We start from the raw sequence: 12,273 nt of genomic DNA, 5'->3' as shown, positions 1-12,273 counted from the left end.
CTTCAGTTGTCGAGTTTTCTATAGCCAGCGGGCACTTGAAACGAGGAGTCAGAACTCGAACTTTCGACGATTCGCGCCTGGTAGGTATCGTGACCGTAAGTCATCCTTAGCGGAACACCAAACAACGTTACTATTTCCACCAAGCCTCTGGCACGCCCACTTGTCCAATAGTCCTTTGGAAAAATGCTCCTCATTTTCTCACCAAATGCGCGCACACTCTGCGGAAGGAGTTCGCTGGACACCCAGAACTCGGCTTCGGTTTCACCCTTATTCGTCTGAATGAGCTTGCGAACTCTCAATCCCGATATCGTGTCGGTCTCTTCGGTCAACTTGAGATCACCGCCTTGCGCGGCGTCGGCGTCCTTCGGTGATTGTGCGATTTCGACTGCCTTTCGGCTAGCGCTAGCCTGCAACTCAGCATAGGTTTGAACACGATAAGTCTTATCTTTGTTGTTCATCGTGAAAAAAGCTTCGTCACTGAAGAGGACAGCATCTGAGCCGTCATTGAACTCGAACAGAAGGCTCTGAGCATTCACGTGAATAGTGGCGATCTTTGATCCGTCCTTTTTTACAAACTCAATCACCCTGGATTTCGCCGAAACGACTCCGGCGTTGCCAGAAGTAAGAAACGCCAGCATCAGACTGAGTGCGAGTATCTTGATTTTCATTATCTCTCCCTCCCCTGTTAAACCTCTCGGCTCCACGATTCAGCGGATTATAAATGACTTTCGGCGGATTTGAACAGTGGTAAGGATGTAACTGCATTTGGTTGGAATCGCCGCGTTCGGCTGCCGCGGTTGTTCGTGCTATTATGCTGGCGCTTCAAAGCGCCGGTATCGAGATCGAATCCGGGGCTGGCTCTGAAAAGGGAACAGATTTCTTAGCAAGGTCACGAAAGCTCAAAGAGAATCCCATCGCACAAAGAGAGGAACCATGACTGAGCGAATGAATCGGCAATGGAGGCTCGCGGCGAGACCCGTGGGTAAGTTCAAGGAAAGCGATTTTAGTTTTGCTGAGGCGCCGGTGCCCGAGTTGAAAGAGGGCGAGCTGCTCGTTCACAACCAGTACCTCTCTCTCGATCCAACCAACCGCGGTTGGGCGAATGAGGTAGATACTTACCTGCCGGCCGTCAAGCTCGGCGATGTCATGCGTGGCGGCGCGATCGGCGTTGTTGAAGAGTCGCGCAATCCAGGCTTCAAAGCGGGCGACCACGTTTCAGGTTTGCTGGGCTGGCAGGACTACGCTGTTACGGACGGGCTTGGTCTCACGAAGCTGCCTGACATTCCCGCGGTTCCATTGACTGCTTACATGGGATTGTTCGGTCACATAGGGCTGACGGCTTACTACGGGTTGCTTGACGTTGGCAAGCCGAAAGCCGGCGAGACGCTGGTTGTGTCTGCGGCCGCCGGAGCCGTCGGATCGCTGGCCGGACAGATCGGAAAGATCGTAGGGTGCCGCGTCGTCGGGATCGCGGGCTCTGATGAGAAGTGCCGCTGGCTTGCTGAAGAGCTGGGGTTCGACGCGGCCGTCAACTACAAGAAAGGGAACGTGCTCGAGGCCCTGAAGCGGGAGTGTCCGAATGGCATCGATGTCGACTTCGAGAACGTCGGAGGCGAGATTCTGGATGCGGTGCTGGCCCTGATAAATATCGGAGCGCGTATTTCATTGTGCGGATTGATCTCACAATACAACGCGACAGAGCGAGTGCCGGGCCCGTACAACCTCGCGATGCTGATCGTAAGGCGCGCGCGAATCGAGGGTTTCTTAGTAACCGACTACATGGACCGCGCCCAGGAGGCGATGACCCAACTCGGGCGCTGGTTGATGGAAGGTAAGATCAAGTACCGCGTGGATGTCGTTGAAGGCCTCGACCAGGCACCGCGCGCGGTGAACAAGTTGTTCGATGGTTCCAACCAGGGCAAACTCGTGATCAAGATATGAATAGGTTTCTGGTTTGTGGTTTCTGGTTCTTGGTTTCTGAGGTGAGGACTGTCTTTCACCGAGCCACAACGAGAAACTAGAAACCAGAAACTCTCAGGGTGTGAGGTTTGCGCCGAAGATTGCCTGAAGCGGCGCGCCCTTATTGTCCCAACCCAATGTCGTGCACACCACGCGGCCCTGCCAATCGGCTTCCGAACGTCCGGTTAGCTCGACACTGATTGTAAACGTAAGCGCGCCCGTCGCGCCCAAGCGGTGTACAAACGGGATAGCTTCAGAATGGCTCATGCCGCTTGCGGATCTAGTGGCGATCAGCACTCTCTGCCATTGAGCCGCGCGATTAGCTTGCTCTAGCATATTGAACGTCAGATCGTAGCGAAATCCAGAAGGGGTCTTCCTCGATCGCACTCGGATCAACCGTGAATCAAATCCACCGGAGCTTCCGCGAGGTAGGGCAGGCATGGGCGAGGTCGAGACTTTCGTGGTCGTCACTGGTGGTTGTGGCGGCGTCACTACACCCGGCTTTGGACCAGGTTGCGCGGCTGTAGAGCTGCGTGCGCTTCGCTCGGTCGCTGAAGCGGAGACACCTTCGTTGCTTTTTCGCTCGGGGGGTTGCTCAGCCGGTGGCGTCGAAGCTACCGGTGAAGGCTGCTCGTCCCTGTAATCTTGCGCTTCTTGAGGCGTGGGAATGAATGGCGAGGGTTGGACTGCTGCTTCGGTCGCACTGGCAACTCGCACGACGGCTGGAGACGGCCGCCTCGACAGATTTGAAACCAACGCGTAGATAGCCACGAGCGCGAACACTGCCAGCGCGAGAACGGTTGCGATCGCGGCGACTCGAAAGCCAGGTCGTTCGAACCCTCGCTCTTGAACCTCCGTCAGCGACTCAGGGTAGAACAATTCGGAATCGCTTTCCTCAGAGCTGCCGCCGGCCGTGAGTTGTGGATAGTCGAATTCAAGAACGGGAGTGCCGGTCGCGACTTCAGCCGCGACTGGGGCCGCGCGATGCGGCTTTTCTATCTGCGGACGCGTCAGATTGAGACGCGTGAGCCGATTTGAGAGCGTAGCTTCGGTTTGTTTTGATGGCAGTTCAACCGTAGCGGCGCGTTCTTTGTTTGAGAGCCTGGGTATGTGGTGTTTTGTCAGCGGCACGCCGTGCATGGGGCATTCGGAGAAAGTGAGCGGGTATTCAGAAGCACAGGTTGGGCAGTACAACACGAGTGCCGCGGCAGTCTCTGCATGGATCTCAGCGGGGACCTCAGCGGGAACTTCAGAGGCGATCGCCGCATTCTCAGACGATCCGCTCGAGCGAGTCCCAAGACTCGAGCCGTCATCCGGACAAAACAAATATGTGTCTTCCATATCAAGCGCGCAAACTGGGCAGGTCTTCATCTGCTCCTCCCGCGTGAACCGGACTAAAACATCGATCGCCGTTAGATGTTCAACAACTGGAACTTCTCATCACCAGATGCGTTAGCCCTCGACAGGAGTTGCCCGTAAAGCCGATTGCAATCGCCCCTTTGAGCAAAGGATCGCCGGCGCCGGGAGCGCGACAACCCGGTTCGACCTTGCCTCGAAAGCTGGCAAACGCGCAAGGTTGTCGGTATTCTTGAACAGAATGCGAACACACATAAACCTTTCGAGGCAGCCTTTCACAAATCACCGCGTTCTGTGGATTGCCGTGGTGGCGGTCTACTTCACAAGCTTCTGGCTGTTCCTTTGGATCGCCGGTGAGAAGGATCGCGTGATCGCGAAGGAGATAGAAGTCAAACAGCGCATCGAGGGGCAGAAGCAAGCTGAGGCCGAAGCGAAGCTCGAACAGGAGCGGCGCAATCGAGCGCAAACCAAGACCGTTGTCACCGAGCAGCAAGCGTTGGAGCTCGCGGCCGCGCGGCAGTTGATTCAACGCAAGGGATTCTCGTGGAATAGAATGATCGGCGACATTGAAGGCTATGTACCAAAGAACACTCGCATCATGAGCATCAAAGTCGAGGAGCTTATGGGCGACTCGGAACAAGTGATGGCTAGAGTCCAGATAAAGGCGGTCGGCACCACGCCCGGCGAGATGACCGAGATGATGATGAGCCTCGATAAGTCGGGCGGATTGTTTACTGTCGGTGAAACCGGTCAGGAAACGGCGACCGAGAGCGGTGAAACACCTTTCACTCTCAATCTGACTTATAAACCTTCGAGAGGTGACGCCCAGTGAGCACACACGTGCGAGAAAGAGTGCCGCGTTCAGAAGTTCGCTCGATCAAGGTGACCGGGATACCGTTCGGTCTCAACCCCGGCGAGGCGATCGCGGCTTTATTTGCCGTCGTGTCTCTCGTGCTTGTCCTTGTGTACTACTTTTCTTCGCTGAAACCCGAGCAGGACCGCTTGCGCATTCTGGAAGCGGAACTTAGCGAGCAGCAGAAGAACATCATTGCCAGCACAGGCCATGTCGGCGAGGAAGCGACATTTCTCGACACGGCTAAGAGTGCACTGGAGACTCTGGACGCGTTCAAGACCAGCCATCTGAAACCGTTTTCGTCGGGGCGAATAAGTCTCATAAAAGAGATCAACGCGCTCGCTAAAAAGAACAACGTCGCGCTGACCAGTGGAATAGATATGGGCTCGAGCATGGGCGACTCGGGCGGCGAAGGCGAAAAAAGTACTGGCGAGACGAAACGCAAGAAGGCCGACGAAATGCTCAGCGCGATCCCGAGCGTCGCTTTTCGATTTACTGTGTTCGGGCCGTACTCCAACGTGCGAACGTTTATCAACGAGCTCGAGCACGATAAACAGTTTGTGGTTATCAACTCGGTCAATCTTTCGAATCAGGATGCGCGCGCGACAAGCAGACGCTCGCGCGGAGAAGGAATGTCGGGAATCATGTTGACGATCGAGATGTCTGCATACTTTCAGCCGATGTAGCCTGGACTCTGGATGTATCCGCTATCGAGAAGGAACGAATGGCCAAGCGAACTTCATCATCAGAAAAAACAAAACGTATCCTCCTGGCCGGGCTGGGGGTTATTCTCGCGGCCGTCTTCGTCTATCAGATCTTAAACAGTGGCTCTACTCCCAAGTCAAAGCGCGGCACTCAAACCGTAGCCAACACGCCTGGCGCGCCGCTTCCGGCGACGGCGTCGTCATCCACGGTCCCGCCACCCCGACGATTGGGTGCCGCCGCGCAGCAGGAAGCGCAGATGCAGCAATTGCTCTCCGACCTGACGCCGCTCAACTTGAGGTTGGCTTCCAGCGGGGGAGGTCCAAGCGCGCCCGGTAGCCGCGGAAATATCTTTGCTTATTATGTTCCGCCGCCAACGCCGCCGCCGCCGCCTCCTCCTCCTCCTCCAATTCAACTTGTGTCGATGCAGCCTCAGTCAGCAGTGGCGGGCACTCCTCGTTCGTTCACGATATTGGTTAGCGGCAACAAGATTCCTGCCGATGCGCAGATACTCTTCGACGGCGCGCCAAGGGTCACCAAGCGCGTGAGCGATACGCAGCTTTCGACGGAAATGGTATCCGGGGACTACAGTCTTGCACGCAACATCAACGTGGAAGTGAAGTCCCAAAGCAACCCGGCTGAGAACTCGAACTCGATACCATTCGTCGTTCAGCCGTCGCCTGAGCCCCAGTTTATTTACAAGGGAAGATTGGGCACCCTCAATCAGCCGCAGTATAACTACGCAGTGTTTGAAGTCAGCACAACGCGAGAGGTTACTCGAGCGAAAGTTGGCGACACGATAACCGGAGTATGGAAGATCGATGCAATATCAGCCGACAGCGTCGATGTCACCCACACACAGTACGGCATCAAGCGGCGCGTGCCTCTCCAAGACAAGGTGAGATGATGCTTTTCGAAGTTCCAAGTTTGGTGGATAATCGCGATCGGGCAAGCTCAAACGAGCAAGGCTGGGCGTTGCTCGGGTTGCTGTTAGCGCTCGGCGTGATGAGCATCGTGCTTGTTTCGTCTGTAGTTCCTAATGTTCAGATGCAGGTCCAGCGCGACAAAGAAGCCGAGATGATCTACCGGGGCACGCAGATGGCGGAAGGAGTCGCTCGCTACTACGGCCGCGGCACGCTTCAGCCGCTTCAGGTTCAGCTTCTTCTGACAACTCCATACGGCCCGCTCACAGAGCTGGCTAAACTGCGCGAAGGGGTTACGCTGGGGGTCAAAGAAATAAAATTCGTGAGACCATCGGCGATGATAGACCCGATGTTTAGCTCCGATTGGGAGCCCATACGCGCGCGCGACCCGAGGGTCATGAGATTCCTGCAGGCCTGGTTAGCAGCAACGGGAACAGTCAAGATCAGTCAGGATTACTTTCTTATTGCCGGTCCGCCGCTCCAGCGAAGCGCCTTCGAGAAATCAGAACCATCGACGCCAATTCAATCGCCGGGCGCCGCCGCGCCAGGGCAGCCGACTCCTCCCAATCCAGCAAACCCCGGTAACCCTCAAGTCAAGCCGCCTGACCAGAAACCTGACGACGACGATGATGACGATGACGACGAGGCGACCAACGATCCGTTCGCTCGCTTTTTTGAATCTGGCGGTCCGGGCCACAACAGCGTTCCAATTGTAGGTGTCGCGTCGAAAAAGAAAGGCAAGGCGACGACCTCATACTTCGGACTCGACAAGTACGAAGACTGGGTCTTCATCTACATCCCGAGGAACTTTCAAGTAGGGTCAGGGCAACCAGGGTCAGGGCAACCAGGCTCAGGGCAACGGAGGGTAAGCCAGTAGAACAGACAGTAAATCGATTTTTCGCTCATCCCGTTTTGGTTTACACTCTCTACGCCATCTCTTGCGAGTACAGCGAACGCGGCGTTTAGATCGCTTTCGGCTGGGGCCTCAGGCCGATGGCAGAGCGATCGCAGTCGAACGGACTCGAAATGGCCACCAGCACCAACCCGCAAGAACCAAATCAAAAAATCTCTGAAGTGAGTTCCGAAGCTGTTCAAGCCGCGGACGGTGATCCTCAATTGATTCGCGGCGTCGGCCTTGCAAGCGCTACCAGGCTGAACATGATCGACATGATCGGCGTCGGTCCGTTCATTACCATACCGCTGATCGTCGCGGCGATGGGTGGACCTCAAGCGATGCTCGGGTGGATATTCGGCGCGCTGCTGGTCATGTGCGACGGCTTGGTTTGGGCGGAGCTTGGAGCCGCGATGCCACGCTCGGGCGGATCGTATCGCTATCTGAAAGAGATCTACAACCCTGCCAAGCTTGGCCGGATGATCTCGTTTTTGTTCATCTGGCAACTCACATTCAGCGCGCCGCTTTCGATCGCTTCAGGCTGCATAGGCTTATCGCAATACGCCGCATTCATCTGGCCGGGCCTGAACAAGACCTTCTTCGCGAAGACCGCCCAAATCCAGATTCCAGTGATCGGCGCGCTTGACCTGAGCGTGGCAATGACCGCCGGAACGTTGGTGGCGATGGGCACCGTCGCAGTAGCGGTGTTTCTGCTTTATCGCAAGATCACGATCATCGGCCGTCTCGCAGGGTTCTTGTGGGTAGGCGTGCTGGTGACAGTGTTGTGGGTGATCGTTGCGGGCGTCTCGAACTTCGACAAAGCGCGCGCCTTCGACTATCCGCCGAACGCTTTCACTCCGTCCCTCGCTTTCTTCCAAGGTCTGGGCGCGGCAATGCTGGTGGCGGTTTACGACTACTGGGGCTACTACAACGTCTGCTTCTTTGGCGGCGAGGTGAAAGACCCGGGCCGCGTGATTCCTCGCGCGATCATCTACTCGATAGTCGCGGTGGCGGCGATCTATATCGTGATGAACATCAGCATCCTGGGCGTGATCCCGTGGCAGGAGCTGAACGAAACAGCCAAGCCCGAGAACGAAGCCGTGCGCAGCCACATCATTTCCACGCTGATGGAGCTATTGTACGGCCACTGGGCCGGTGTGCTGGCGAGCCTGCTGATCATGTGGACGGCGTTCGCATCGGTCTTCTCGCTCATGCTTGGGTATTCGCGCGTACCCTACGCTGCGGCAGTGGACGGCAATTACTTCAAGTCGTTCGCGCGAGTTCATCCGAAGCACAGGTTTCCATACGTCTCGCTTCTTGTGATGGGAGGAGTTGCGGCGGCGGCTTGTCTGCTTAAGCTCAAAGACGTGATCACCGCGCTGGTGGTGATAAGGATCATGGTTCAGTTTCTCGCCCAGATAGTCGGCGTGATCGTACTCCGCGTAAGGCGGCCCGATATGCCGCGCCCATTTCGAATGTGGCTGTATCCGATCCCGTCAGTGCTTGCCTTCCTCGGGTTTGTTTATGTACTGGTGATGCGGCCGAAGTCGATGCAGCCGATCTGGCTTGCGCTTATGCTGGTGATGATTGGTTCCGCGATCTATCTGGTGAGGTCGAGGCGGCGGCGCGAGTGGCCGTTCGACGAGCCCGGGGCCGTCGCCAATACGGGCGCCGAATAAACTCGCCCTCTCATTCAGTCGCGTCTAAGCAGGCTCAAGAGAGAGTGTTTGGTTGTAGCTTTGCGCGACTTGAACTCTTCAACCCAGCCCTGTGTTGTCAGGAACAATTGAGTCGCCGAAGGCGGCTGTGCTTGCTTCTCGCTCTCACGATCGACCTGTTCTCGTTTGACTAGCCTTACCGTCATTGTTGATCACCCAAATGTGAATGCCTGGGATACAGGCACCCAATCACCGAGCAACCTGGATGCCAAAAGTATGAGACGCTTGATTCTGCGGAGCGCGACGGATACCATACGAACAGAGTCTATCGTCGGGCGCTGGTTGAGAAGCCGGTGGAATCCACACGCAAGATGTGGCGCAGGGTTGCCGCGAGTTCACGGATGGCGATCTTCGGATCATCCGCAGCAAGCTGTCGTAATAGACGATGGGACAAACCGGCGTTGTGTGAATGCGCTCCTCCGCCATTTCGCGTAGCGCCCACTCGGGTTCAGATAAGTGCCACCGTAGAGACTCCGAACAGGCCGGTGCGAGATGCGAGTGGAAGCCCCTCGAAGATCCCCGGCTAATCCGGTTCCTTGTCTGCAGGCGTAAGAGCAGCGGTATTGATATGAGCCGTTCCGAAGAGCTACTCAGATTTCTAGAGCAACTTCGAATCACCGATCTGATTGACTTCGTCATTGTCTGGGCGATCATCTACGGACTGCTCAAACTTGTGCGCGGCACCCGGGCCGTGCAAATGGCTGTCGGTCTACTCGGAGTAGGTCTGCTTTACCAGCTTTCTGTACTACTGGGGCTCGAAACGCTCCAATTCGTCATGCGGAATACGTTGCTGTACTTCGGATTTGCGATATTGGTGATCTTCGCACCTGAGATACGTTCGGCGTTGATGCGAGTAGGATCGAACCTGGGCCCGTTCCGGTTCGGGCACTCAAAGGCGAGCCACGAAGCCTACGATGACATAGTGCTTGCCGCGATGACGCTCTCGTCTAGAAAAGTAGGCGCCCTGATCGTGCTCGAGCGAAACGTTGGGCTGCAGAACTATATTGACACCGGCGTGGCGCTTGCGGCTGTGCTTTCGTACGACCTGCTGGTGACGATCTTCGATGAGCACACTCCGCTGCACGACGGCGCAGTCATCATTCGCAACTACCGAGTCGAAGCTGCTAGCTGCTTTCTTCCGCTCACGCTCAATCCCAGGTTGTCTAAGGAGCTGGGCACGCGCCATCGAGCAGCCATAGGCGTCACTGAAGACACCGACGCGGCCGCCATAGTGGTGAGCGAGGAGACCGGCGTCATCTCATTCGTTCAGAACGGCGAGATCACTCGCTACCTCAACAGCACTTCACTTCGCGATTTGATTCGCAACGCGCTGGAACCCCAGCGGCGGCTTGTTGAAGCCGTTCGTCCTGCCCGCCGCGCGCGCCGCAAGGCTGAATTGCCGGCCGATACCTCACGAGAGCAAGTCAGCGAGACCTATATCAAGTAAGAGCATGGCGATGCACTGGATGAATGACTATTTGAAAGCGCTGAAAGAGTACGGCAGGGACTACGTGCTCGAGAACACCAGCCTAAAGGTACTGGCGCTGTTGATCACCGGTGTGTTGTGGCTTTCGGTGGCGTCGCGGCCGGTCAGTCAGGTCGCATTAAACGGCGTGCCGATCGAGTTTTCCAATCTCTCTCCCAACCTGACGCCCTCGAAGTATCCGCCGCTTGTGGCACGGGTCTATATTGAAGGGTCGCGCGATGTGGTTGATACGCTTCGAGCTGGACAGTTGGCGGTGACTGCCGATATGTCCGGAGTTGAGCCCGGTGTCAGAGTGATACCGCTCAAGGTCGAGATCAACCGTTTGCCCGCGAACGTCAGGATGAAGGAGATTGAGCCGCCGGCAATCACCGTAACCGTCGAGCGTGTGGTTGAAAGGGAAGTGCCCGTAGTTCCCAGATTCGAAGGCGAGCCGCCGATCGGCTATCAAGTGATCGACTGGCAGATTATTCCCTACACTGTCAAAATCGCCGGCGCGGAAAGCCAAATGCGTGAGATCACCGAAGTCTCGACCGAGACTGTCAGGCTCACAGACAAGACCGCCACGTTCAGCGCGCCGGTGGCCATCGACATCGGGTCGCCTAATCTGAGTATAAGCGAGGACAGCGGCCGCAAGGTCATGCTCACGGTCAACATCGGCGAGGTTCAAAAGGAGCGCGTCATCGACGACGTTCCCGTTGCTCTACTCGGCTCCCCTGGTCGCGCGCGCGCGATACCAAGGCTTGTCAAGGTGACGGTCTACGGCGCGCGCTCGGCAGTCGATGACATGACCGCGTCCGATGTCAGCGTTAGTGTAGAGTATCGAGGCGCGCCGGGGATGGTCATCCCTAAGGTCACGCTTTCGCCGGGGTTCGAGAACCGGGTCGTGGTGCGGTCGGTCACGCCTCAGACAGTTCGAGTCAGGTAAGCTGTCTCAATAAAAAGCAATCAACCTGCGGTACATTTGCAAAGGAGCATTTGTTGATGCTGGGAGCCGCGAGACAAAGACTGTTCGGGACCGATGGGATTCGAGGGATCGCAGGCAGATTTCCGCTCGATGACAAAACGGTGGCATTGATTGGAAGATCACTTGTTTTGAACCTTGCCCGAGAGCTTGACCGTGCGCCCAGCATATTGATTGGCCGCGACACGAGGGAGTCGGGGCCGCAGATCGAGATGACGCTCGCAGCCGGCGCTACGGCCGCCGGAGCGACCGTGAGGTCAGCAGGAGTTATCACCACGCCGGGTGTTGCTTACATCGCCCGCACGACCCCGTTCGACGCGGGCATCGTGATATCGGCATCCCACAATCCGTATCGAGACAACGGCATCAAGGTGTTCTCTACGTCAGGCAGGAAACTCGCCGACGATATGGAGCGCCGGATAGAAGCGGATATCGCCGGCCCGGCCGACGTGGCCGCCGAGCAGAACCATCACAAGGGGCAGCTCGACTGGCTTCACGATCAAGCGACAGCGGAAAGGGAGTATCAGGAGCGTTATATCCACTACCTTGCCGCGGAAGTGGGCCGGGGTTTGAGATTCGAAGGGCTAAGGCTGGGCTTGGACTGCGCTAACGGAGCAGCATCCGCTATTGCGCCGGCGTTATTTGATCGTCTCGGCGCGCAAGTCGAGGTCATTTCTGCCGAGCCCGACGGCCGGAACATCAACGAAGGATGCGGATCGCTTTACCTTGAAGGCTTGCAACGATTGGTCGTCGATCGACGGCTCGATCTTGGGATTGCTTTCGACGGCGATGCCGATCGCGCGCTGTTCGTCGACGAAGGCGGAAGACTGGTGGACGGCGACGCAACACTGTTGATTCTGGCGGATGATTTAAAGAAACGCGGGCTACTGGCAGGCAACCGAGTGGTTTCCACGGTCATGAGCAACATCGGCCTCGAGATAGCGCTGCGTAAAAGGGGAGTAGAGTTAGTGCGGGCGCAAGTGGGCGACCGGTACGTTCTCGAGGAACTACTGGCACGCAATGCAAAGCTCGGCGGCGAGCAGTCGGGGCACATCATCTTCCCGGATATCTCGCTTGCCGGGGACGGGATGATCACCGCCATCGAGGTGCTTCGTGCCGTGCGCGATGCGGGTTTTCCGCTTGGCCGGCTTGCAGCTCAGATGACTCGTTACCCGCAGGTGCTCGTGAACGTCCGCGTTGTCGACAAGCCGTCGCTTGAAACGCTTCCCGAAGTCAAAGGCGAGATTGAGCGGTTAGAGCGCGATCTGCAAGATCGAGGGCGACTGCTGGTGCGATATTCCGGCACGGAAAATCTGGCGCGCGTAATGATCGAAGGCGAGAACGAGCTTGAGATCACGGAACAAGCGAACCGGCTTGCGGACGTCATAAGGAAAGCAATCGGCGAATAGCTCGCACTCACGGA

Annotated in this window: 12 protein-coding genes; 9 read left to right on the top strand and 3 right to left on the bottom strand. The window is 56.8% G+C overall.

Features of this window, described 5'->3' with window-relative positions; translation table 11 throughout:
* Positions 1–2: 2 nt before the first annotated feature.
* Positions 3–668, bottom strand: a complete 666-nt coding sequence (locus tag AABO57_01525) for a hypothetical protein (protein MEK6284403.1) — start codon at positions 666–668, stop codon at positions 3–5.
* A gap of 265 nt (positions 669–933) precedes the next feature.
* On the opposite strand from AABO57_01525, the gene AABO57_01520 reads away from it, so the two are divergent.
* Complete coding sequence (locus AABO57_01520; GenBank protein ID MEK6284402.1) at positions 934–1,941, top strand: NADP-dependent oxidoreductase; 1,008 nt, start codon at positions 934–936, stop codon at positions 1,939–1,941.
* Positions 1,942–2,034: 93 nt separating this feature from the next.
* On the opposite strand, the gene AABO57_01515 is transcribed toward AABO57_01520, so the two are convergent.
* Positions 2,035–3,330 (bottom strand): hypothetical protein, encoded by a 1,296-nt coding sequence (locus tag AABO57_01515; GenBank protein MEK6284401.1) that lies wholly within the window; start codon positions 3,328–3,330, stop codon positions 2,035–2,037.
* A gap of 226 nt (positions 3,331–3,556) precedes the next feature.
* Here AABO57_01515 and AABO57_01510 point away from each other — a divergent pair, with 226 nt between their 5' ends.
* From AABO57_01510 to AABO57_01490, 5 genes are all read left to right on the top strand, one after another.
* Positions 3,557–4,147: a hypothetical protein gene (locus AABO57_01510; GenBank protein MEK6284400.1), complete on the top strand. Its 591-nt coding sequence runs from the start codon at positions 3,557–3,559 to the stop codon at positions 4,145–4,147.
* On the top strand, positions 4,144–4,854 hold the full coding sequence (locus tag AABO57_01505) for a hypothetical protein (GenBank protein ID MEK6284399.1): 711 nt from the start codon (positions 4,144–4,146) through the stop codon (positions 4,852–4,854). The genes AABO57_01510 and AABO57_01505 overlap by 4 nt, the downstream gene beginning before the upstream one ends.
* 38 nt (positions 4,855–4,892) lie before the next feature.
* Entirely contained in the window at positions 4,893–5,777 is an 885-nt protein-coding gene (locus AABO57_01500) for a hypothetical protein (protein ID MEK6284398.1), read from the top strand.
* The gene (locus tag AABO57_01495) at positions 5,777–6,670 is read left to right on the top strand and encodes a hypothetical protein (protein ID MEK6284397.1); all 894 of its coding nucleotides are present in this window, start codon (positions 5,777–5,779) and stop codon (positions 6,668–6,670) included. Before AABO57_01500 ends, AABO57_01495 begins: the two co-directional genes overlap by 1 nt.
* A 116-nt stretch (positions 6,671–6,786) precedes the next feature.
* Positions 6,787–8,364 carry an APC family permease gene (locus AABO57_01490; protein MEK6284396.1) on the top strand — a complete coding sequence of 526 codons (1,578 nt, stop codon included), beginning with the start codon at positions 6,787–6,789 and terminating at the stop codon, positions 8,362–8,364.
* Positions 8,365–8,378: 14 nt separating this feature from the next.
* Here the strand turns inward: AABO57_01490 and AABO57_01485 are convergent, their stop codons facing one another.
* The gene (locus tag AABO57_01485) at positions 8,379–8,549 is read right to left on the bottom strand and encodes a hypothetical protein (GenBank protein MEK6284395.1); all 171 of its coding nucleotides are present in this window, start codon (positions 8,547–8,549) and stop codon (positions 8,379–8,381) included.
* 422 nt (positions 8,550–8,971) lie between these two features.
* Here AABO57_01485 and cdaA point away from each other — a divergent pair, with 422 nt between their 5' ends.
* The 3 genes from cdaA to glmM are packed head-to-tail and all read left to right on the top strand — an operon-like array spanning position 8,972 to position 12,259.
* A complete protein-coding gene (cdaA, locus tag AABO57_01480; protein ID MEK6284394.1) occupies positions 8,972–9,850 on the top strand; it encodes a diadenylate cyclase CdaA in 879 nt (292 codons plus the stop codon).
* A 10-nt stretch (positions 9,851–9,860) separates the two neighbouring features.
* Positions 9,861–10,814, top strand: a complete 954-nt coding sequence (locus tag AABO57_01475) for a CdaR family protein (protein MEK6284393.1) — start codon at positions 9,861–9,863, stop codon at positions 10,812–10,814.
* A gap of 56 nt (positions 10,815–10,870) precedes the next feature.
* Positions 10,871–12,259 carry a phosphoglucosamine mutase gene (gene glmM, locus AABO57_01470; GenBank protein ID MEK6284392.1) on the top strand — a complete coding sequence of 463 codons (1,389 nt, stop codon included), beginning with the start codon at positions 10,871–10,873 and terminating at the stop codon, positions 12,257–12,259.
* Positions 12,260–12,273 lie beyond the last annotated feature (14 nt).

It is taken from the genome of Acidobacteriota bacterium, assembly GCA_038040445.1.
Taxonomy (GTDB): domain Bacteria; phylum Acidobacteriota; class Blastocatellia; order UBA7656; family UBA7656; genus Onstottus_A; species Onstottus_A frigus.
The sequence above is the reverse complement of the archived record's forward strand: the minus strand, read 5'-3'. Positions and strand labels throughout refer to the sequence as shown.

What these genes read in the sequence shown, in the direction of transcription:
- AABO57_01525 (MEK6284403.1), bottom strand. Translation starts at nt 668, where the DNA reads ATGAAAATCAAGATACTCGCACTCAGTCTGATGCTGGCGTTTCTTACT.
- AABO57_01520 (MEK6284402.1), top strand. Translation starts at nt 934, where the DNA reads ATGACTGAGCGAATGAATCGGCAATGGAGGCTCGCGGCGAGACCCGTG.
- AABO57_01515 (MEK6284401.1), bottom strand. Translation starts at nt 3,330, where the DNA reads ATGAAGACCTGCCCAGTTTGCGCGCTTGATATGGAAGACACATATTTG.
- AABO57_01510 (MEK6284400.1), top strand. Translation starts at nt 3,557, where the DNA reads ATGCGAACACACATAAACCTTTCGAGGCAGCCTTTCACAAATCACCGC.
- AABO57_01500 (MEK6284398.1), top strand. Translation starts at nt 4,893, where the DNA reads ATGGCCAAGCGAACTTCATCATCAGAAAAAACAAAACGTATCCTCCTG.
- AABO57_01495 (MEK6284397.1), top strand. Translation starts at nt 5,777, where the DNA reads ATGCTTTTCGAAGTTCCAAGTTTGGTGGATAATCGCGATCGGGCAAGC.
- AABO57_01490 (MEK6284396.1), top strand. Translation starts at nt 6,787, where the DNA reads ATGGCAGAGCGATCGCAGTCGAACGGACTCGAAATGGCCACCAGCACC.
- AABO57_01485 (MEK6284395.1), bottom strand. Translation starts at nt 8,549, where the DNA reads ATGACGGTAAGGCTAGTCAAACGAGAACAGGTCGATCGTGAGAGCGAG.
- cdaA (MEK6284394.1), top strand. Translation starts at nt 8,972, where the DNA reads ATGAGCCGTTCCGAAGAGCTACTCAGATTTCTAGAGCAACTTCGAATC.
- AABO57_01475 (MEK6284393.1), top strand. Translation starts at nt 9,861, where the DNA reads ATGCACTGGATGAATGACTATTTGAAAGCGCTGAAAGAGTACGGCAGG.
- glmM (MEK6284392.1), top strand. Translation starts at nt 10,871, where the DNA reads ATGCTGGGAGCCGCGAGACAAAGACTGTTCGGGACCGATGGGATTCGA.